This window comes from Mariniblastus fucicola, from assembly GCF_008087665.1.
Classification (GTDB): domain Bacteria; phylum Planctomycetota; class Planctomycetia; order Pirellulales; family Pirellulaceae; genus Mariniblastus; species Mariniblastus fucicola.
Genome location: NZ_CP042912.1, coordinates 2,598,119 through 2,618,551, shown reverse-complemented (window position 1 = coordinate 2,618,551; position 20,433 = coordinate 2,598,119). Strand labels below are relative to the sequence as shown.

At 53.2% G+C, this 20,433-nt stretch carries 17 protein-coding genes; 8 read left to right on the top strand and 9 right to left on the bottom strand.

Translation table 11 applies throughout. The features are described from left to right. Positions 1 to 179 precede the first annotated feature (179 nt). From MFFC18_RS09600 to MFFC18_RS09590, 3 genes are all read left to right on the top strand, one after another. Entirely contained in the window at positions 180 to 2,423 is a 2,244-nt protein-coding gene (locus MFFC18_RS09600) for a hypothetical protein (protein WP_075082282.1), read from the top strand. Positions 2,424 to 2,523: 100 nt separating this feature from the next. Then, positions 2,524 to 3,519 carry a formylmethanofuran--tetrahydromethanopterin N-formyltransferase gene (gene fhcD / locus MFFC18_RS09595; protein ID WP_075082281.1) on the top strand — a complete coding sequence of 332 codons (996 nt, stop codon included), beginning with the start codon at positions 2,524 to 2,526 and terminating at the stop codon, positions 3,517 to 3,519. A gap of 82 nt (positions 3,520 to 3,601) precedes the next feature. Beyond that, on the top strand, positions 3,602 to 5,152 hold the full coding sequence (locus MFFC18_RS09590) for a potassium channel family protein (protein WP_162273890.1): 1,551 nt from the start codon (positions 3,602 to 3,604) through the stop codon (positions 5,150 to 5,152). Positions 5,153 to 5,164: 12 nt separating this feature from the next. Here MFFC18_RS09590 and MFFC18_RS09585 read toward each other — a convergent pair whose 3' ends face one another. From MFFC18_RS09585 to MFFC18_RS09565, 5 genes are all read right to left on the bottom strand, one after another. Then, the gene (locus MFFC18_RS09585; RefSeq protein WP_075082371.1) at positions 5,165 to 6,370 is read right to left on the bottom strand and encodes a nucleoside monophosphate kinase; all 1,206 of its coding nucleotides are present in this window, start codon (positions 6,368 to 6,370) and stop codon (positions 5,165 to 5,167) included. Positions 6,371 to 6,469: 99 nt separating this feature from the next. After that, complete coding sequence (gene lptE, locus MFFC18_RS09580) at positions 6,470 to 7,009, bottom strand: LPS assembly lipoprotein LptE (protein WP_075082279.1); 540 nt, start codon at positions 7,007 to 7,009, stop codon at positions 6,470 to 6,472. Between the two features lie 6 nt (positions 7,010 to 7,015). Continuing rightward, positions 7,016 to 8,293, bottom strand: coding sequence for an outer membrane protein assembly factor BamD (bamD, locus tag MFFC18_RS09575; protein ID WP_084416782.1), 1,278 nt, complete (start codon positions 8,291 to 8,293; stop codon positions 7,016 to 7,018). Positions 8,294 to 8,344: 51 nt separating this feature from the next. Beyond that, complete coding sequence (gene recO, locus MFFC18_RS09570; RefSeq protein WP_075082277.1) at positions 8,345 to 9,139, bottom strand: DNA repair protein RecO; 795 nt, start codon at positions 9,137 to 9,139, stop codon at positions 8,345 to 8,347. Positions 9,140 to 9,254: 115 nt separating this feature from the next. Beyond that, complete coding sequence (locus MFFC18_RS09565) at positions 9,255 to 10,220, bottom strand: PEP-CTERM sorting domain-containing protein (RefSeq protein WP_075082276.1); 966 nt, start codon at positions 10,218 to 10,220, stop codon at positions 9,255 to 9,257. Positions 10,221 to 10,543: 323 nt separating this feature from the next. Between MFFC18_RS09565 and MFFC18_RS09560 the strand changes: the two genes are divergently transcribed. The 4 genes from MFFC18_RS09560 (at position 10,544) to argF (ending at position 14,035) form a co-directional block, all read left to right on the top strand. After that, positions 10,544 to 11,617 carry a BBP7 family outer membrane beta-barrel protein gene (locus tag MFFC18_RS09560; protein WP_148618765.1) on the top strand — a complete coding sequence of 358 codons (1,074 nt, stop codon included), beginning with the start codon at positions 10,544 to 10,546 and terminating at the stop codon, positions 11,615 to 11,617. Between the two features lie 157 nt (positions 11,618 to 11,774). Next, complete coding sequence (locus tag MFFC18_RS09555) at positions 11,775 to 12,206, top strand: peptidylprolyl isomerase (protein ID WP_075082274.1); 432 nt, start codon at positions 11,775 to 11,777, stop codon at positions 12,204 to 12,206. A gap of 8 nt (positions 12,207 to 12,214) precedes the next feature. Further along, complete coding sequence (gene argB, locus MFFC18_RS09550) at positions 12,215 to 13,090, top strand: acetylglutamate kinase (protein WP_075082273.1); 876 nt, start codon at positions 12,215 to 12,217, stop codon at positions 13,088 to 13,090. A 24-nt stretch (positions 13,091 to 13,114) separates the two neighbouring features. Further along, positions 13,115 to 14,035 (top strand): ornithine carbamoyltransferase, encoded by a 921-nt coding sequence (gene argF / locus MFFC18_RS09545; RefSeq protein ID WP_075082272.1) that lies wholly within the window; start codon positions 13,115 to 13,117, stop codon positions 14,033 to 14,035. 24 nt (positions 14,036 to 14,059) lie between these two features. On the opposite strand, the gene MFFC18_RS09540 is transcribed toward argF, so the two are convergent. Together MFFC18_RS09540 and MFFC18_RS09535 are read right to left on the bottom strand one after the other, a co-directional pair. Then, positions 14,060 to 14,569 (bottom strand): GNAT family N-acetyltransferase, encoded by a 510-nt coding sequence (locus tag MFFC18_RS09540; RefSeq protein WP_075082271.1) that lies wholly within the window; start codon positions 14,567 to 14,569, stop codon positions 14,060 to 14,062. A 1-nt stretch (position 14,570) separates the two neighbouring features. Beyond that, on the bottom strand, positions 14,571 to 16,127 hold the full coding sequence (locus MFFC18_RS09535; RefSeq protein ID WP_075082270.1) for an alpha/beta hydrolase-fold protein: 1,557 nt from the start codon (positions 16,125 to 16,127) through the stop codon (positions 14,571 to 14,573). A 270-nt stretch (positions 16,128 to 16,397) separates the two neighbouring features. Between MFFC18_RS09535 and MFFC18_RS09530 the strand changes: the two genes are divergently transcribed. Beyond that, a complete protein-coding gene (locus tag MFFC18_RS09530) occupies positions 16,398 to 17,009 on the top strand; it encodes a hypothetical protein (protein WP_148618764.1) in 612 nt (203 codons plus the stop codon). An 84-nt stretch (positions 17,010 to 17,093) separates the two neighbouring features. Here MFFC18_RS09530 and aspS read toward each other — a convergent pair whose 3' ends face one another. Further along, a complete protein-coding gene (aspS, locus tag MFFC18_RS09525; protein WP_075082370.1) occupies positions 17,094 to 18,884 on the bottom strand; it encodes an aspartate--tRNA ligase in 1,791 nt (596 codons plus the stop codon). 222 nt (positions 18,885 to 19,106) lie between these two features. After that, positions 19,107 to 20,324, bottom strand: coding sequence for a HEAT repeat domain-containing protein (locus MFFC18_RS09520; protein WP_075082268.1), 1,218 nt, complete (start codon positions 20,322 to 20,324; stop codon positions 19,107 to 19,109). Between the last annotated feature and the right edge of the window lie 109 nt (positions 20,325 to 20,433).

The window sequence follows — 20,433 nt, the reverse complement described above, 5'->3', positions numbered from 1 at the left end:
GTTCGCAGGCATATCGCGATTCACTCGGGCCGGCAACGTTGCTGATTTTGCCCCAGTTTTTGGGAAGGACATCTGGATACGCCAAAACATGATGGCAATTTCCGGAAGTACATGACAGCGCCTTTTTTGCGTGTAAAATACCGGCTGGCCCCTCAGTCTAACACTCACGCAAAAACATCATGTATCGCAACATCTGCGGCGCGATCGCGCTCGTCGTTCTGGGACTTTCACAAGTCGCTTCTGCTCAGGTTCAGGGATCGTGGCAAGTGACGCCGCAGTACAGCCAGGCACCCGGAGCATGGTCGTCATGGGACAACGGATTTCCTGCCAGCCCGATGACTCAGGGATTCGCAGTCCAGCAGTTTAGTGCTCAGCCTTATGCACCCTATCCGGGCCAAAGCGGTTTTAAACAGGGCGGATCGCTACCGCTGAATGGTTCGTTTTCTACGCCATTGTTTCAACCGCCGTCGTATCAATATCCACAAGAACAGCTTGCGCCGCTGTCGCTTTCGGGAACGGAAATGGCCGCACCGTTGTTTGGCGAAACTCTGGTTGACCCAATCACGTCATCACAAAACTACACTGCCCCTGCGTCCACTACCTCTGGCGGATACGGTCAGCCGATCATCATTAGCGAAGAACCAGTGGACGGAAAGATTCTTGGTGTCGTGCAGGAAGACGGCTCGATTGCGCCGCTGTCTCAGTCAGGCGAAAGATCTCAGTCGATGATGGCTCAACAGATCGTTCCGCAACAGGCTCAAGAAGTGCCGACGCCAGAACTTCCGTCCAATTCGGACAGTGATGACGTCGTGCTGATCGAGTCTGGCGATGCTCCTTCGGAAGACGATTCCCCTGAAACTCCTGGTCTCCTCGAGATCGCGAACGATGATTCGGAAACCGATGCTCCTGGCGAAATGACCGACACCGATGTGGCTCCTGCGGAATCTCCGGCCGAAGTCGCGGATGCTCAAAACGCTGAAATGGCGAAGCAGGAAACGGCCAAACTGGCCAACGATTATGAGAATCGCGTCGCCGAACTGGCAAAAGCCGAATCACGACTGCAGCAGCAGGAGAAGGAACTGGCTCAAGTTCGCAAGGAAAACGATCGGCAGATCAAACGAATTGCGGAGATGAACGAGAAACTGGAAACAGCAGTCAAGTCCGCTTCAAAATCAAAGCGAGCTGAAGAATCGGTCAACGATCAGATCCTTGAATTGCAAGAGAAAAACCAAAACCTGTTGGCTAAGCTCGAAGCTTCCGAGCAAACGCGTCAGGAAAGCGACGGCAGCGCGGCCGAAACATCCAAGCTTCGCAAAAGCCTCGTTTTACTGAACCGCGACATGGTCAAACTTCGTCGCCAACTTGACGGAGCCAAAGAAGACCTCGAGCGTGCCCGCCAACGCAACAGCCGGGCGACCAGTTCGACGAAGATGAAAGCTGAACTGGCGGCAGCGAAAAAGGCGGAAAGCAAACTTGAACAGACGGTTGCAGATCTGCAGTCGAAGCTAACCGCAATGGCTCCGAAGCAATCTGAATACGACGCAGAAGTTTTGAAGCTGAAAGAGAAGGCTGCGACGCTGTCGGTTGCGAATGCGAAGATGTCATCCAAGCTGAAAGACTTGGCGGCGAAAATGAAGAAAGCTGACGCTTCCAAAAGCGAATCGTCAAAGCTCAAGAAGGAACTTTCGACGGTGAAACGCGAAAGCGAATCTGCGAAGAAGGAGCTCGCGCAGAATAAAAAGCTTTTGAAGGCAATGCGAGAGAAACTTGCAGCCGAAGAGAAAAATCACGAAAAACTGTTTGCCAATAGCGAAAAGAAACAACGTGTCAACGAAGAGGCTCGTGCCAAAACGTTACAGGAACTCAAGAAGGTTCGCTCGCAATTGGCGGCTCAGAAAAAGTCATACGAAGAACTGAAGTCCAAGTTCATCAAGGCGTATGAAGCGGACAAGAAGAAGGAAGCCAAAGAGAAAAAGGACAATCCGAACGACGGCAAGTCTACGAAAAGCAAAACTGAAAAGAAGAAAGCCGAGGCAGAAAAGAAAAAGGCTATGACTGAAGCCGAAGTTCGCAAAGCGTGGCAAAAGAAACGCGAGGCGGAACAAAAAGCGGTCAAGAAGAAAGAAGCCGGCAAGAAGAAAGAGTCCGAAGCCAAAAAGTCTGCCAAGGACAAGGACAAGAAGAGTTCCAAGACCGAGAAACGTGAAATGGAACTTCGCGAAGAGATGAAAAAGAAGATGGCGGAGGCGGAAAGCAGAATTCGCGCTGTCGGGAAAAAGAAAATCGATGCGTTGCTCAAGAGCGGCAAGAAAAAAGATAGCGACGAAGTCGAGGCCCAGAAGAAGCACGTCGAAAGTTCGGTCAAGATCAGCGATCGAAAAATCCGGGCTCGCTATGAGCGAAAGATCAAACGATTGAAATAGCTTCCGCTCACCATGCTGGTTCGCAATCGGGTTGCAAGGACGTCGTGCGATCTTTGCGAGGCGCCTTTCATCAAAGGCAGGTCTTCATGATAATGGCCGAATGAAAATCGGAAACACAATCATCGAAGACACCTTTGCCGAAGGTTTCGGCATACGATACACGCGGCTGATTGTGACGGCTCACGATGCGTGGTGGCTCGGTGCCGGTCTGACCGAATTCTGCGGCTACGGCAGTTCGGTGATTCTATGCGATGCCGAAGTCGGTATTGAAGTTCCGAAAATTGCAAACTCCATCGATGGCCGCGCGGCAGCCAGCGTGTTGGCGTTCGGGTTTTCTGCTGACGGGTTGGCAAAAGCAATTTCAAAACGCACGGGCCAATGCCTGATGACTTGTGCAACGACAGCGGTCTTTGACGGGATGAAGATTCCGGGAGACAGCCCCTTCGAAGTCATGCCTTCCGATGCCGAAGACGCGAAACCAATTCCGCTTGGCGACCACATTCGATACTTTGGCGACGGATTTCAGAAAAGTAAAATTATCGGTGACCGGAGGCTATGGAGAATTCCGGTTATGGAAGGAGAGTTCATCGTCGAAGACGCGACGACCTGCCGCAAAGGAGTCGCCGGAGGAAACTTTCTCATCCAGTCCACGAATCTGACGTCGGGACTCGACGCCGCACGAAGAGCAGTTGAAGCAATCAAACCGCTGCCCAACGTGATCACCCCGTTTCCCGGCGGAGTCGTTCGCAGCGGTAGTAAAGTCGGTTCCAGGTATGAAGCCCTCGTTGCTTCGACATCGCACACGTTTTGCCCGACGCTACGTGGGCGCGTTGAATCAAAGGTCCATCCCGACGCGAACTGCGTGTTGGAGATCGTGATCAACGGAGTCGATTTTGACTCGGTAAAATCAGCCCTGAAATCCGGAATCCATGCGGCGATCGATCCGAAGTTTGCTGGCGATTCGATTGTCGCGATCAGTGCTGGAAACTACGGCGGCGACCTTGGCAAACACCATTTTCAGTTGCACGACGTGATGCAGGACTCGGCGGCCGAAACAGAATCCACTGCCGATGCGGAAACGGAAGCGGGTTCCTGACATGCGGCCACGCACTGAGCAAACTCCTCTGTGGCGACGGCGACTGCGCCGACTGTTTGCTCTTCCAAGAACCGAGATTTTCGTGGGGCTGTTGATCCTGGCTTCGATCACGCTGACGCTGGTCGAATTTTGGTTCGACTACCGCTTGCAACCTGGATCCGCTGACGGCGGCTTGCTGGATATAATTTTCCAACCGGTGACCGCGTCGAAGCTGGCGATGCTGGAACGGTGTAGTGATGTGATCACCGGGATTTTTGTCGTCGAACTGACGCTGCGTTTTCTGGCTTTCGGAAACTGGCGGCGATTCCTGGCTGAACACTGGCTAGATGTGCTGGCAACGATTCCACTGTTTCGAATCTTTCGAACTGCCCGGGCGTTGCGATTCCTGAGGCTGTTCCGCCTGTTTCGACTGATGGGAGTCCTCTCGAGGCTGTCGACTCATTACCCTTACATTCTGCGACGCGGTGCGTTGGACTTTCTGGTCATCTGCGGCCTGTTGATCGTTTCCGTTGCGTTTGGAACGATCGCAATTATGCGAGCCGAACGTTCGACGCGGAATCACCCCGATGCTGCGGTTGCGTCGGCGACCGATGTTGATTCGAACGGTGTCGCGAGTAGCCTCAAGCCTGGCGATGCGACAGACTTGATTGCTCAACCGGGTGTTGCTGTTGATTATGATATCGCAGAACTACCGTCTTCCGATGGTGCCGAATTCAATTTTGAAAACTCGTTCTGGTTCAGCGTGTACACGTTGCTGGCGGGCGAACCAATTCCGGGAACGCCGCATTCGCTTTCCGGGCGAGTTATAACCGTCTTTCTCATGTTCATGGGGATGACGATCTTCGCCATTTTTGCCGGAACGGTGTCGGCTTTCATGGTCGATCGATTACGAGTGGAAGGAAAAGTTGTGAACCTGGACGAACTTGATGACCACGTGGTTATTTGTGGCTGGACCGCGAAAACGGAAACGATCATTCATGAATACCGTGCGACCAAAGCGACTAAATCGACTCCGATCGTCGTGATATCGGAGTTGGAATCCGATCAGCTGGACAGCCACATCGAGCGGCTGCCCAACGTGTGGCTGATGCATGACGATTTCACCAAACTGAGCGCTCTCAAACGTGCCGGGATCGAGCGAGCCAAATCCTGCCTCGTGCTTTCGGATACTTCGGGCGGTCGATCCGAACAGGACGCGGATGCCCGCACGATTCTGGCTGCTCTCACCGCAGAGAAAATAAATCCTGACGTCTACACCTGTGCCGAGCTTTTCAATCGCGACTACGCTTCGCATTTGGACATTGGCCACGTGAATGATTACGTGATCAGCGGTGAGTACGGAGCTCACATGCTGGCTCAGGCTTCAAGAAGCCGCGGTTTGATGGAAGTTCTGGGCGAGCTGCTAACCAGTCGACGGGGCAACGAGTTTCACCGCCAGGCGATCCCGGACAACTGGATTGGAACGAGTTTTAACGAGCAATTTGCTACGGCGAAGATGGAGAAGGACGTGGTGCTCCTGGCGGTCCATCCGGCTGGCGAAGCAAACGCTCGGCCGATCGTCAATCCGACCAATCACACGTTCACCGAAGGAGACGAAGTCGTCGTCATCAGTCGGGGCGGCGTGACGCTGTAGTTCGCCAACAAGTTATCCGCGGCGGATTGAGGAACCTTCAAACCGAATGTGGATTCGGTACACCGAATGTTCAAGGAAGCCAATCGTTCCCGTTTGCAAATCGACCGAGTTGGGAGTCTTGCGAATCGTTTTGTCGACGCAGGCGTTGAACCCACGTTCGGAAAAGATATCGATCAACATCGCCAGAGCCAGCGGATCGTCGAACAGAGAATCTTCATTGTTAACGATGGCTCGGCCGGAAAGAGCATGTCGCGTAATGATCGGCATGAATCGGGATTCGACCAGCTCGACAACTTTGCCGAACAGCTCGCTATGCTCCAACTCATAGCTGTCGAGGCGGCGAACCAGATCCTGGCGAGCATGGATGATGATCTCTTCAGCCAGCGGAATTGGACTTAGCCGATCAAAAGTCCTCGGATCCAATTCCAGCGAACTCTGATACTGAAGCTCGCGCAAAATATTGGCTTCCACCTCATCGATTGCCCCTTCGGCATTAATGAAGTGATAGTGGTAAATCTCCTTCAGCGACTGCAACGCGTCCCAGGTCTTTTCCTTGAACACCTGATAGCGACGACGAGCTTTTTCCGGATCCAAGTCTGTCGACCGCACCTCGTGAAGCCGACCGATTCCCGTTTCTGTAACCTCGCGGTTGTAAGCTTCGATCTCTTTTCCGCGTTGCAGCTGTCGATCAACGCTGGTTTTTTCGCCGACGAACAAAACCATCGCGTGAATCGTTGGGCGCCGAAAATTGATCGCCAGCGGTGTGTCAGCGTATTCGCCATGTAACTGAACAACGCGATCGACCAACATCTTCAGGCACTCAACCTGAACGCTCGTCCGCGGGAAACCGTCCAGCACTGCGCCGTCACGATATTGTTCTTTCAGCAGTTCCCGAAGCACGATCCCGACGACTTCCTGGTCGCCAACCATTCGACCGTCGTCTTTGATTTTCTGCGCCTCAGGCGTATTGAGCAGGTTGCTGACAACGATCGGCGGACAGGTCAATCCGCGAGCCTGCATAATGAAACGCGTGTGCGTGCCTTTACCGGCACCAGGCGCACCGCCGAGCAGAATCAGTTCTTTGGGAAACGTCAGATGCTCGTGCCCAACGTCCTCAGTGAGCGTTCGCCAGACGGTGTTGAAGATCACCTGAGCGTCCTTGATCTCCAGATCGGAAGTGACGTCAGTGGGGTCGGATGGATTGAAAGGTGCCGACATGTTTATCGCAAAAGCCAATGGACCGTACAGACGGGAAACGATCGTCGTATTCGTTGACGCCGTCACACGGCAAAAACAGACGATTTCGGGGCAATCAACTTACCAAGGCATTTCCATTTGCCCAACAACTTCACGAGCAATTCGATCAATTATTTCCTGCTGTGTCGTCACTAAAGACTGCCCGCCTTCGGGAATCAGTTCTGCATCGAAATCCAGTCGGACGGTTTGACGCGGCATCAACGGGGTTCCCGCCCGGTCCACCCACGAGACTTCAACTCGCTGGGCGATATCGAGCGAACGGGCTTCGTCGGTAAGCGTTTCGCCGGTGACCGATTTTGACTCTCGAATCAATCGCCCCGTGATGAAGCTGTCTGCCAGAGCAGGCTCCGTGATCGTCAGTGGCGTCGTCGCAATGATTTGCTTGGTGATCGCCTCTGTCAGTCGCTGACCAGAGAACCGACGATAGGATTCGGATTCCAACATCGCGACGTGAACGGTGCGAATGTCGCTGCGATAGAGATACTGATTGCCAAGATGGTAGCCACGACATCCGACATTCGCCGAAGCGACCATCGCCGTCAGAAAAAACATCGCAACCGCGACGCGTCTTCGATTCAAGTTGACTTGTTGATGAGTCATGCGTTTCTATCGAAAGATGGTCTCGTTGTCGCCCGAGGTTATCACAGGTTTGTCCGCTTCAGGGTCAGGGAACATGTTGACCAACCACTCCGCATGCTGCGTTGGAACAGGAGGAAGCTGAGCGACTTTCTGGATACTTTCACCGATTGAAGAAGAGTAGACTGAGTCCGGATAGCGTTCTTCAACCGCCGCGTAGCAAAGTTGAGCCGCCCGATTTTCTCCGCGCCGCTCATGGTACCGGCCCAATTCAAAATCACGTTGTGCCAACTGGTTATTGACCAGTGCAGCCTGCTGTTCGAGCACTTCCCTTTTTTCTTGCGCTTCTTTAGGGAACTGGCGAACGATTGACTTGAGCAACTGTTCTGATTTTTCCAATGGCGTCGCGTCGTAGCTGGGGCCGTTGTAGGACTTGAGTCGTGCTTCGAGCTCCAACATGTGAGCGTTGAACAGATACTTGCTACCTGGATAATTGCGGCGCAGATCTTCGTAAGTGTCAGCGGCTTCGTAGTAGCGGCCAGACTTGAGAAACGCGTTCGCCAGTTCGAACGTCGCGTCGTCGGACAGCTTTCCGGTCGGATCATCCAGACGAATGTTGTGCAACACGCGACGGGCTTCTCCAGCGACGTTGAAGCGAGGACGTTTCGGATCGTTCAGGCTGACCATCGGTCCGCTTTCGGACAGCTCCAACCAGTATTTCGAAATCACGTATCGCCGTTCTTCGGCTTGGTCGAGATAGGACGAGCCCGAATATTGTGCGATCAGTTTTTCAAACGCGCGGTTCGCCTGAACGTATCGGTCAGCGAAAAAGTATGACTCGCCTTCAAAAAAGATAGCCTGTTCTTCAAGCCCTGAATCGGGCCATTTGGCGGCAGCAATTCGATACTCGTTCGCAGCTTCGACAAATGTCGTCTGCCACGTTGAACTGTCAGCTCCGGATTGCTTGGCCGCCAAAGCACGCTCGTAGATCTCCGTCGCATTCGCAAAATGGCGGTTGGCAGACTCTTCGCTGATTCCAGTACCACTGCGGATTCTTAGCGTCGTCCCAATCTGGCTGGGAGCAAGATCATCCAACAAAAGACGATTGCCATCGCGGTGGCCGAGCGGATCAAGAGCTTCGTCAGCCAACATCTCGCTGCGAGGATCTTTTTTGCCTGTCTTGCCGGCAATGCGATCAAGAAGACTTTGTTTTTTGCCATTGAACTTGAAACCGCCGCAACCGCTTGCAGATATAGCAAAGAGCGCAAGCGTCACAAGCAATGTTAGAGTTCGAAATGTGGGTCGCATACGAGACTTCCTTGTCCGGTATTTGCAGGATGTATCCAGGTCGCTGGAAGATTACAGATTTTCGATGTACTTTTGCAGTCGAATCTGATGCCCTACGAGGTGATTCAGGTATTGGTTCATCAATTGTCTGGCTTCGCGATATCCTTTTCGCAAATGAAAGCCGGTTTGAGGCGATTGCGCCTCGGTTTCAGTTGTATCTTTGGCCTTGTCATCGTTTGTTTCCAACGTGACGCCAAACTGGTCCAGCAAAAACTGCAAGCAGTCGCTGCCGAGGATTTTGATCGCCGCTTTGCCACGACAACAGTCGCCACACAGCAAACCACCGTCCGCCAACCCAAAATGGACACGATCAATTCGGGTTTTGTTGATGCCACACGTCACGCACCGGGTCAGCATGGGAGAATGTCCCAACGCCTGCAACAAACCGCATTCAAACTTGAACACGGTTTCCGCGGGTGAGCCTTCACCATCGATCTTTTCAATCGCATCAAGTGCCATATCGAAGACTTCCGGATAAGGGTCGGCCTCATCAGTTAGTGTTCGCAACAGTTCAACAAGGTAGTAGCCACAGTAAAGCCGTTGCAAGTCTCGACTGGAGCTACGAAAGCGGCGATCAAGTTTTGCTTCGGTCAGCAAATCCATCGCATCGCTCGCTTTGTGGAGGAACACTATTCGACAGATCGCCAGCACGTCAATAGCAGACTCAAATGGACCCTTCGGTCGGCGAGCTCCTTTCGCCATCACAGTTATCTTGCCCAAACTGCGCGTAAACATCGTGACCACGCAGCTAGATTCGCTGAAGTCGACAACTCGAAGAATGATCGCCGAAGTTTTTTCCGGTTCCATGGTCGCTGACGGGACAAAGTGCAATCTCAGAACGATAGCTTTGAAACGCGCGCAAAAAAAGCCCCGCCAGTCTGGCAGGGCTTATAAATCTCTTGGTTTGCAGCGCCGGAAAGCGTTATGCTCGCTTACGTCGTGCGATCAAGCCAAGCATTCCCAATCCGATGAACGCGATACTCGACGGCTCAGGAACAGCAGAAAACTGGTTGAATGCGGCTCCGCGATAGCTTTTCGGGAACGGACTCGTACCAAAAGTGCTGTTTGTAAAAGATCCGTCGTTCGGATTGATGCCTTCGACAGCCCAGCCGACGTCGGCCATCGCTCCCCAAGTTGCTTCCGAGACAAAGGAAGGTGCTCCAGTGGCAAATCCCGTCATCAATTCCGCTCGGCTGCCATTTGCAGGAGCGAAGAACCAGTTTGGTGAAGTTCCTCCAGCCCAGTGACCAAGGGCTGTTCCAGCTCCGCCACCGTTTTCAGTTGGGACGTAGTTAGCTCGATGATGTCCCGACTCAGAGCGGAAACCCAACAGAGCGTTGCGACCGACGTATTGGAACCCGCCCGGACGTGCCTGGAGCAATCCCTGATTGTTCGCTCCGTCATTAATTCCATTCAACGTCCACAACGTTCCAAAACCGAGGACGTGGGCCATCTCATGAAAAACGGTAGATTCAAAGTCTGCTCGTCCAGCGTCGAAAATGTCGAAGCTCATCGTTCCGGTCAGGGGAACGGTTGTAAAATGCACTCGACCATCAGCTGGATTTCCGATGGTTACAGCAGACTGCGCAATTGTGTCCGGGCCTGCTTGCCCCAGAATTCCACCAACGCCGTCGATCGCGATTGTTTCTGCTGTAATCTGAAGTCGCCCGGTCAGCTGCGACCTGATATTTGCCGGAAGGGAATCGCTGTAACCCTGAATCCTCGATTCCCAGAATTGTTCAGCGCGACGGAAAATACCGCGAGTCGCCGGAGCAACGTTGGTCAAATCGAGGTCAATAAAGTCATCCGCGTGCACCCGATCCCCGGCAGGCACCATCGCGACGCCAAGTGCAAGCAACATGGCGAGGGGGAAAAAGAATTTTTTCATGAATCACTATCTCGTAGATTGTTTCCGGACTTAGGCAAAATCACGTGGCAAACCAACGCTCTCATTAGAGCCATCGGCGACGGCATGTGTCAAATAAAGTAAGGCAAGCCCAATTCAGCTGCATCTTTTACCCAGCCGTCTTTCAACCTCCCAGATTGCTACAACCAATCCGTGGAAGCGTCGCAAATCGTGAAAAATCGACATGTTCCTCAAAATCTGGTTTTCTTATTCAACCCTTACAAGCCAACATCCGATAACTGCTACTGAACTGAATTCCAGGACCAGCCTGGACTCGAACGCTGCATTAGCAGGAAGCAAGCACAATGGCTTTGAAAAACTTTATCACAGCAGGCTCTATGTTGGCGGCATTGATCGTCACTCAGTTTGAAACGGCGGACGCCCAGATTCACATTCCGGGTCCCCGCTTCGAACACCGTGACATTGAGCAGCCCGACGAAACGATGCCAATGGCAACTCCAGGCGTCTTTGATTATGACGCTCAGATTTTTGCTCCGATGGAATTCGTCAGTGACGATCAGCTGGAGCCAAGATCTGGCTTCTTCGCGTCGTACGACCGAACCTATCTGAGTCTGACCAAGGCCCCGCGCCTCAGCGGTGCCGCTTCGAACCAGATCGATCTCGGTAGCAACTTCGTTTGGGGTTCACGCTACAACTTCGGTTGGTTCAGCGAAGACGAAACCGGTTGGGGAATCACTTACCAACACAATCGCGGCAACGCATACCAAAATGGTCAGGACATCCTGATCAGCAACCCAATGCTTGTTACCAATGCATTTGCTTCCGTGGAGATCAACAAGATCTTCCGTCAGGAAATGTCCAGCGGCAGCACGCTTGAGCCTTACGTCGGAATGCGTTATTTCAACGTTCATGACGAGACGCTCGAAGACACTGATCAGAGCTTCGTTGTTGGCTTCCTTCCAGCGGACAACCGCTTCAAGCAGGAAGCAAACAACAACATGATCGGTTTCCACGCCGGTGCACGACACTCACGACGAAGCGGGCGATGGCGTTTCACCACCGACGGTGCTGTGACGGCTGCCTACAACCAGCAGGAATACTTCGCGACAGACATTCTTCGCGAAATCACAGCCAGCGGCGTGATCCTGACAAGCATCTCTGAAACGTCGGTTGAAGACCAGTCATTCGTTCCAGCTCTCGACGTTGAATTCGATATCGCTTTCAACGTGACTCGCGACATCACGCTCAAGACGGGTGTCCAGTGCATGTACCTTTGGACGGGAATTAACCGGGCCAACACATTGACGACGGGCCTGAACCCGAACTCTATCCTCAGCGGTGGAATCGGAGCTACAGACACGAACGATACTCGCTTCCTTGCTGCCGGATTCATCTTCGGATTTGAGTGGCGACGCTAGACAAACCGCTTGGGCACTGGCCCTGCAGCGTTTAAAGTTCAAGAGAGGCCCGGCATCTAGCCGGGCTTTTTTTGTGGGCTCATGTCAAGGCCTTGCAAGGTCAGACTCATATGTGACAATTCGTGATTCCTGTTTCCCAAAACAAACCAGCAGAACCATGCAAGCAGAAATCCACACGGAAAAAGGCCTGATGAAGGTCGATTTTTACTCTGACGATGCCCCCAACACCGTCAAAAATTTCACCGATCTGGCCAAGAAAGGATTCTACGACGGCCTGACGTTCCATCGCGTCATTCCTGACTTTGTCATCCAGGGCGGATGCCCCAACGGAACCGGAACCGGCGGTCCTGGTTACCACATCGATTGTGAAACCAAGGGCGAGAATCAATATCACGATCGCGGCGTTCTCTCGATGGCTCATGCTGGCCTGAACACTGGTGGCTCGCAGTTTTTCGTTTGCCACAGCCGCACCAACACGGCACACCTTGACGGAAAGCACACGTGCTTTGGCAAAGTCACCGAGGGGCTTGATGTGATCGATGCGATCGAAGCCGGTGACAAGATCGAAAAGATTGTCGTTGTTGAATAGAGACAGCTTTGAAAACTGCAATTGAAAAAGCTGATACGCTGATCGAAGCGCTAGGCTGGATTCGCAAGTTCCGCGACAAGACGACCGTCATCAAACTTGGCGGCAGCCTGTTGGCGAACGAAGACGCGCTGCATCATCTGTTGCTGGACATCCACTTCATGGAGACCGTCGGAATGCGTCCAGTGGTCGTCCACGGCGCTGGCTCCCGGATCAGCGACGCGATGAAGGCCGAAGGCATTGAAGCGCGCTTTGTTCAGGGACGACGTTACACGGACCAGAAAACTCTGGAAATCGTGGAGCGCGTTCTGGCGGATGAAACCAACAACGACCTGGCCACACGGTTCGAAAAAATCGGCGGCCGGGCGATGACGTTGAACTTCGAATCGACGCCTGTGCTTCACGGTCAACTGCTGAAGCTCATGGACGATGATGGATCCGAGGTCGATCTTGGTTTTGTCGGCGAGGTGACCAAAGTCGATCGTCTGGTGATTGATAATCTTTGCTATGCCGGACAGACGCCTTTCATTCCGTCGATGTGCGAAACCGAAGACGGTCAAAAGCTGAACGTCAATGCCGACACCGTGGCGACGACGGTGGCGCAACAACTCAACGCGGACAAGCTGGTCTTTATCAGTGATGTTCCGGGAGTTTTGCGAGATCCGGATGATCCAACGTCTTCAATTTCGTCGCTGACAATCGCTCAGGCCGAACAATTGATCAAAGATGGTGTCATTACCGGTGGCATGATTCCAAAGATCGAAGCCTGCATCGAAACCGTTCGCAGAGGCGTGAAAAAAGTGCACATTGTCGATGGCAATTTGCGTCACGGTCTGCTGTTGGAGGTGTACACGTCCAGCGGAATCGGCACGGTAATCACAGAATAACAGGCCTCAGGCTACGAGATAATCATGCGACACGTTCTCTCTCTTTATGACATGACTTCCGAGGAAGTTCAGCAAGTCCTCGATCTTTCGTCGGAGTATAAATCGCGACTTGAGAGCGGCGACCGACCTGCGTTGCTTGCCGGGCACACGGTTGGATTGCTTTTTGAGAAACCTTCGCTTCGAACACGCGTCAGCTTTGAAACGCTGACGTCGCAACTTGGCGGCAACAGCCTGTTCCTCGGTTCCGATGTGGGTTGGGGAGTCCGTGAGCCGCTTTGTGATTTCGTTCCGATCCTGACCAGCTATTTGGATCTACTGGTGATTCGTGCAAAGAGCCACGCCAAGGTAGAAGAAGCCGTTTCGTTCAGTCGCTGTCCGGTGATCAATGGCTTGACTGACGTATCGCATCCTTGCCAAGCGTTTGCTGATCTGTTGACCGTCAAGGAAATTGCAGGCGACAATCTGGCGAACAGCCACATCACGTACGTCGGCGATGCGAACAATGTGACGTACAGCCTGGCTTTGATTTGTAGCAAGCTGGGTATCCGGATGAGCATTGCAGCCCCGGAAGGATATCAGTTTGATGCTTCGTTCATCGACCAGCTAAATGAGCAGAACGGCAGTTCGCTAATTCGCCAGACAAGCAACATTGAACAGGCAGTTGATGGAGCCAATTTCATCTACACCGATGTTTGGACGAGCATGGGTCAGGAAGCAGAATCGAAACAGCGACTGAAGGATTTCGCCGACTATCAGGTCAACGAGGCGATGATGAGCCTTGCGGCGCCGGGCGCGAAGTTTCTTCATTGCCTTCCAGCTCGCCGCGGTGAAGAGGTTGCGTCGGAAGTGATCGACTCTGATCGGAGTGCGATTATTCAGCAGGCGAACAATCGACTTCATGCTCAAAAGGGTCTGGTGATTTGGTTGCTGGATAAAGCCAGCTAGAGCGACGTTTCGCGACTGGAGACGTCACTTCAAATCCAGATAGAAGAATCGTTCCGAGTATGGCACGACCGAATCCGTCATGTGCCGGACGTCTTCCGTCCCCACAAAGCCGAACTTTGCGAAAAACCGATGGGCTCGTTCGAAACGCGTGTCGGACCAAAACTCGATTCGACCGAACCCGTTGCTCCGCGTCCAATCGATCGTGACTTGCATCAGGTCATGCCCCCAATGCGTGCCTCGCAACTCGCGGCGCAAATAGAGTCGCTTAAAAGTGCAAACCTCCAACGGCCGGTCCGAGAGTGGCCTTGTGGCATGCGTTCCGACAATTTGTGCACGCCCGTCGACGATCGATTCCAACACCCAGAACTCGCCACCTTTGTCGCGATAGCCAGCTTCGATGTCGAGCAAATCTGCTTCTGAGCCGCCGGGCGTGGTGCAAATGCGATCTCCGTATTCTCGCAAGACACCGTCGATCAACTCGACGATGCCATCGCAATCATCGGCAACGGCCAATCGGATTCGGGTTTCACCCAAACTACTGCTCCGAATGATTCTTGCGAAACACTTCCGTCATTTCTCGCATGATCCGCCCGCGTAGCTCACGATCCAACAGATTCATGTGATCCTTGCCCGGGAACATTTCGACTACCGCATCGATGCCCATCGAATCAATCCGCTGCCCCAGCAACCGAGTCGCATCGTCGAGATAGAACGTATCCACGTCTCCCATATAGACGCGAATTTTTCCAGCCAAACGCTCTTCCAGCTCCGCCCAACGCTCTTTCAAGATCAAGCTGATGTCGTAGCGTTTCCAATACTCGATGACTTCTGGATTTGGCTTGCCAGTTTTTCGATCCCACGCTTTCAAAGGCAATCCGTCTTCACCACGCGGACTAAACACGGCCTCAAAGCTTCGCAACTGCCCGCCGCGGCCAATCGCATCGTCCATAACGCAAAAATCCGGATACCAGATCATCACCTGGCCCTGCCGACGAGCCAGAGGTTTCTTGTCACCGTTGGCTTCGAAGAACACAGATTCTCCTTCGTAGATTTTGCTGCCTTGCCAGTCACGAAAGTCAACCGGATCCGGAGCCGTACTCCAACATCCGCCGAATGTTTCTGGATAGTTGACTTGCAACCACAACGACGACCATCCTCCGCTGCTGTGCCCACCAACGAATCTGGCAGTCGGTTTTGCAATCGTGCGAAACTTCGAATCGATCAGTGGAATCATCTCCTTGATCAAGGCCTCGCCGCGCGGACCATTGGTCGCGCTATCGGCGTACACATGGTGTCCCCACTTGCACTGCCCGGTCAGATAAACATGAATGAACTCTGCCTCGCCTTCACCCGGCTCTCTTGGCCGACGGGCATTTCTGCCGCGAATTCCGCGAAGCGTTCCGCCGAATCCGGTGACCTCGTAGTAAACCGGATATCGTTTGTCAGGGTTCGATTCATACGATGCAGGCAAAACAACGCCGGCACGTTCGACGACTTCACGACCGTGGAAATCAGAAAGCAATGTGCTTTTGAGTTCGACCAGTTTGAAACGATCGGTGTCCTGAACCTTTGGAAGATCGATGGTATCGCTTAACTCCAGCGTGATCGTTCCATTGTCCTCACCGTTTTTGAAATCGACCGTTTTGATCTCAGAGAAGAAGTTTCCGTTTCCATTCTTGTGGTCTGCGTAATCAAAATCGTGATCCAGCACAGCCTGGACTTTCCACTTTCCCGATGGAATATCGTCAAATGATCCAGGGCAACCAAACACGCTCTGATCAATCGTCAGCACATCGCCGGGATTCACTTCGGTAACGTCTTTGCCAAAAAACGGCTCTGGCGAAAACCAGTTGGGGCCATTCATTGGCCGGCCTCGTCCTTGCGTGAAGAAAACGAACAGTCGGCCAGAAACTGCTGGCGATTGAAAGTTCTCGCCAAGCTTGACCTGGAACGAGAGCTTGGTCTTAACTTCCGACTGCACGTCAACCGCCGGCGAAGCTGATTGCGCCCGAAGGTCCGGTGCGAGACCCAAAAGAAGAAGTAAAAACAGAATGATCGCAGCGGGTTTTCGAATCGCCAAACAGTTGTTCACGGCGTTACCTTCCAGATTGATGAGTTAGAAGTTCCGATTTTATCCGCGACAGGCAAACGGCTCAACGCGCCGCGATGCGGAAGCGCGAAGATTGCTGTTTCCGGCCAGCCTCCCTAACCCGTACGGTCGTGCAGATTCGCTGGCGACTCTGCTTGCAGAATGGCCACGAATTGCGATTCAAACAGCCGGCTGAAGAGCTTTTATGGAGTCGCGAACCACCAAACGCCAATAATAGTGATGTTGGCATTATCCGCCTGCGGAATCGAGCCCATGAACGAACGACGCAAATTTCACCGAATTCGGTCGCAACACGAACCATGCATTGTCGTTGTTGACGATGTCAAATTCGATGGAGTGTTGGCAGACGAATCCATATCCGGGTTCAAGATCTCCGACCTTGCTCTGTTAATGCTGCCGTTTAACAAGCCGCTGTCATTGAATCATCGTGGCGAAACCGTTCCCGTTCGTGCTCGAAATGTCGATCGCGATTCAGACAACACGTTTGTGCTGGGAGTCGTCCGCAGCGAAATTCTCACGCCGGAGCAATCGTGCGAGTCCCAAGCCATGTTGATCAACTGCTATGTTCAGCACGGCGATGCGACGGTGATCTGCGTGCCGATCCGTATTGAGTCCGAGACTCAAGTGTTGATCCAGCTTTGGGATGGAGTTCAGTTTCGCGTCCATCGGTCCCAGCTTAAGCCGATGACTCGTATCCAACGATTCGAAATGCTCTCCAGTGACCAACGCTGCCTTGCGTACACGGCAGCGATGTACGGATTCGAAGAGATTTCAGCGGCGAACAGCAGTCGGCAGGTTTTCGAACACGAGTTCGGCACCTATGAGAACTGTCCGGTCGCCAGAGCACTCGTTGCCGCACGATAGTTGCCCGGCCACGACGTCTTGAACGTTGCAGCAGCGCCGCGGCTCAACCCACAGCGCTTCTATCAATCAGAATAGAATCTGCCTCTACGCGTCTTCTTCCGGAAGTTCTTCGACGGTCGATTCGATCGCCAGTTCCTCCAGCTGAATTTTATCAACGACGTTCGGCGCTTCGGTCATCAAGTCCGAAGCCTTTTGCGTTTTCGGGAACGCAATACAGTCGCGGATGTTATCAAGATTGGAAAACAGCATTACGACACGGTCGATGCCGAGCGCGATACCACCGTGAGGAGGTGCTCCGTATTGCAAAGCGTCGAGCAAAAATCCAAATCGCTCTTTCGCGTCTTTCTCGTCTAGCCCGAGCAGACCGAAGACTTTCGATTGAATTTGGCTGTCGTGAATTCGAATCGTACCGCCGCCGGCTTCGTAACCGTTGATCACAAGGTCGTAGGCTTTCGCGCGAGCCTTTCCAGGATCCGAATCGAGCGTTTCGAGGTCTTCGTCAAGCGGCGCGGTGAAAGGATGGTGCATCGCGTTCCAACGATCGGATTCGGCATCATGATCGAACATTGGGAACTGCACGACCCAAGAAAAGTGCATGGTTTCAGGATCATAGAGCTTTAGCTCGGAACCAATTCGCTTGCGAAGTGCATACAGCGCCTTGCAGCTGGTCTCCCAGGTATCGGCGACGATCATAATCAGGTCGCCAGGGTTGGCGTCCATCTTCGCCTTGATATCCTCCAGTTCTTCAGGCTTGAAGTTTTTCGCAATTGGCGAAAACAACGTTCCGTCCTCTTCGACGCGAAACCAGGCAAGGCCTTTCGCGCCGAAGTCTTCTTGCACGAACGTGGTCAGGTCATCAATGCGTCGACGCGTGAATACCGATGCACCACCGGGAGCACAAATCGCCCGCACAAAGTTTCCTGATTCGGCAACGGATTTAAAGACACGAAAGTCAACTTTCTTCGCAATCTCGGTCAGGTCAACAATCTCGACGCCAAAACGCATGTCCGGAGCATCGTGCCCAAAGCGTGTCATGGCTTCGTCATATGTCAAACGCGGCAACGGAAGCTGCAACTCGATCCCAAGAATTTCCTTGGCCAGCTTTTCCATCATGCCGTCAATCATACCGATCACGTCATCGGAATCCACGAACGACATTTCCATGTCCAACTGTGTGAACTCAGGCTGGCGATCAGCGCGAAGGTCTTCGTCGCGGAAACAACGCGCCACCTGAACGTAGCGATCGTAGCCCGCGATCATCATGATCTGCTTGTAGATCTGCGGCGACTGTGGCAAAGCGTAGAACTTGCCATGATGCACGCGACTGGGCACCAGATAGTCGCGGGCTCCTTCAGGAGTGCTGCGGCCAAGGATCGGTGTTTCGACATCGATGAAATTGTGTTCGGCACAGTAGTCACGCATCGACTTGATGATACGACTGCGAAGCACAAGCGTGTCCTGCATCTTCTGCCGACGCAAATCGATATAGCGATGCTCCAACCGCAAGTCTTCGTTGGGCAAGTCCTTTTGTCCGGGAACAAACGGAGGCGTTTTCGCTTCGTTGAGAATCTTGACGTCGCTGGCGTTGACTTCGATGTCGCCCGTCGTGATCTTGGGGTTCTCCTGGCCGGAAGGTCTCAGCCGAACACTTCCGGTAACAGAAATCACAAACTCGGATTTGAGTTTGCCGGCAGTGTCCATGACCTCCGCGGCGCTACTTTCGCCGACCACGACTTGAGTCCGACCATAACGGTCTCGCAAATCGATAAACAGTCCACCGCCGTGGTCGCGAACGCGATCAACCCAGCCGCAAAGCGTGACTTCCTGTTGATCGTTTGCCTTGGTAAGTTCTCCGCAAGTGTGTGTACGTAGCACGACGGTTCCAGTGATAGTGGTCGGTGATGGTATGGCCAAGAGCACGCGAGGACGTCGCAAAAAATGGGGCGACGGGTTTCGCAGCTCTCGTTTGTAAAGCGGAACAATATCGCACGATTTCCCCGACTCGAAAAGCCCGAACAAAATGCGGCGGTCGTCGCCAACGCAAGTCGGGGCCAAGGGAAGAATTGCAATGACAAGCGATGGCAGGGCTGGCCGATGCTATTGGTCGGCGTTATCGCTGGAGATCGCATCAATTGCTTCCTGAGCGGCCACCGTGATCAGGTAATCTTCGTGCTGCAGCAATTTTTTCAGTTTCGGAAGCGCTGCGACAGCTGGCGGGCCAATACTTTTCAAAGTCAAAGCCGCTGTTTCACAATTGGCCAGCTCTTCGTCATCGAGAAACTCAATGAGCGCCGGGACAGCCTCGGCAGCAGCTTCACCAAACCCACCAAGGCATTCGATCGCGGTCAAACGCGTGCTCTTGTTTTTGAGCAGAGACAACAGCAAATCGACAGGCTCGTCGGACTTCCCGGTGACCCGGAAGTACGCTAACGCTGCAGCGGCTTGAGTGTTGAGCTTGGGAGTTCGCATCAGTTTCCCGATTTCTTCAACATGCGTACTCGCATTCGGCCCAAGGTCTCCCAATGCGTCGAGTGCTCTCACTTTTTCCATGTAGGAGAAAGCTTTCAAGCGTTCGGCCACCAACCCTGGAATGTCGTAGCCTTCGACCGGCCCGATGGCAGCGAGGGCTTCCGCGGCGCGACTTCGCGACGAGACGTTCCCTTCCTGGAGCAACTGAACCAGTCGAGCGACTGCGGGCTCCGCACTGCTTCCCATTTGACGCAACACGAGGCAAGCGATGCATTGGGTGTTAAAGTTCGGGTCGTCAAGTTCCTTGATGACGTATTCGAGCGCGGGAACAATCGCTTCCGCACTCATGTCCTGAATCGCATAGATCGCTGCGTGACGCTCGTTCCGGTCGCCTTCCTTGAGCAATTTGATCATGTCCGGAGCGAACTCATCGCCCGATGTTCCCAAGTATCGAATGACACCACAAGCAGTTCGTCGAGTCGCCGGATCAGATGACTCAAGCAACTTCCGAATAGAGGGTTTGGCTTTGTCGCCCATTCGCTCGATGGACAGTTTGCAAGTCGAACCAATACTCAAGTCGGTACTGACTGTCGCTGCAGCGATCAGTTCGACTCGACGATCAAGCTGATCGTCCCCTTTTCCAATGGCCGTGATCGCCGCAAGTTGTTCACTGCGACTGCCACGGAGCAGCATCTTTTCCAGGTCGTCGAGGCTCATCTTGTCGACCGCGTCGGCCTGGACTTGTCGGGCGTACGCCGGAGAGGCAAACTGAATCCCGAATCGGAGCCCGAACACAATTAGCCCGGCAACTAAGATTCCGACCACATACGAAAAGGCGTTTCCCATTAACTTATCCTTAACTTAAGACGCTACTGTCCACTGACACCGGAGAAGCCGACAAGCCGAATTAGACCCTATTATGTATACTCTGATCTCGACAAGCTCGAAACCACGA

Excerpts from the sequence above, each read along its gene's own strand:
- MFFC18_RS09560 (WP_148618765.1), top strand. The coding sequence starts at position 10,544 with ATGGCTTTGAAAAACTTTATCACAGCAGGCTCTATGTTGGCGGCATTG.
- MFFC18_RS09600 (WP_075082282.1), top strand. The coding sequence starts at position 180 with ATGTATCGCAACATCTGCGGCGCGATCGCGCTCGTCGTTCTGGGACTT.
- lptE (WP_075082279.1), bottom strand. The coding sequence starts at position 7,009 with ATGACTCATCAACAAGTCAACTTGAATCGAAGACGCGTCGCGGTTGCG.
- MFFC18_RS09585 (WP_075082371.1), bottom strand. The coding sequence starts at position 6,370 with ATGTCGGCACCTTTCAATCCATCCGACCCCACTGACGTCACTTCCGAT.
- bamD (WP_084416782.1), bottom strand. The coding sequence starts at position 8,293 with ATGCGACCCACATTTCGAACTCTAACATTGCTTGTGACGCTTGCGCTC.
- MFFC18_RS09530 (WP_148618764.1), top strand. The coding sequence starts at position 16,398 with ATGAACGAACGACGCAAATTTCACCGAATTCGGTCGCAACACGAACCA.
- fhcD (WP_075082281.1), top strand. The coding sequence starts at position 2,524 with ATGAAAATCGGAAACACAATCATCGAAGACACCTTTGCCGAAGGTTTC.
- argF (WP_075082272.1), top strand. The coding sequence starts at position 13,115 with ATGCGACACGTTCTCTCTCTTTATGACATGACTTCCGAGGAAGTTCAG.
- MFFC18_RS09520 (WP_075082268.1), bottom strand. The coding sequence starts at position 20,324 with ATGGGAAACGCCTTTTCGTATGTGGTCGGAATCTTAGTTGCCGGGCTA.
- MFFC18_RS09565 (WP_075082276.1), bottom strand. The coding sequence starts at position 10,220 with ATGAAAAAATTCTTTTTCCCCCTCGCCATGTTGCTTGCACTTGGCGTC.
- recO (WP_075082277.1), bottom strand. The coding sequence starts at position 9,139 with ATGGAACCGGAAAAAACTTCGGCGATCATTCTTCGAGTTGTCGACTTC.
- MFFC18_RS09555 (WP_075082274.1), top strand. The coding sequence starts at position 11,775 with ATGCAAGCAGAAATCCACACGGAAAAAGGCCTGATGAAGGTCGATTTT.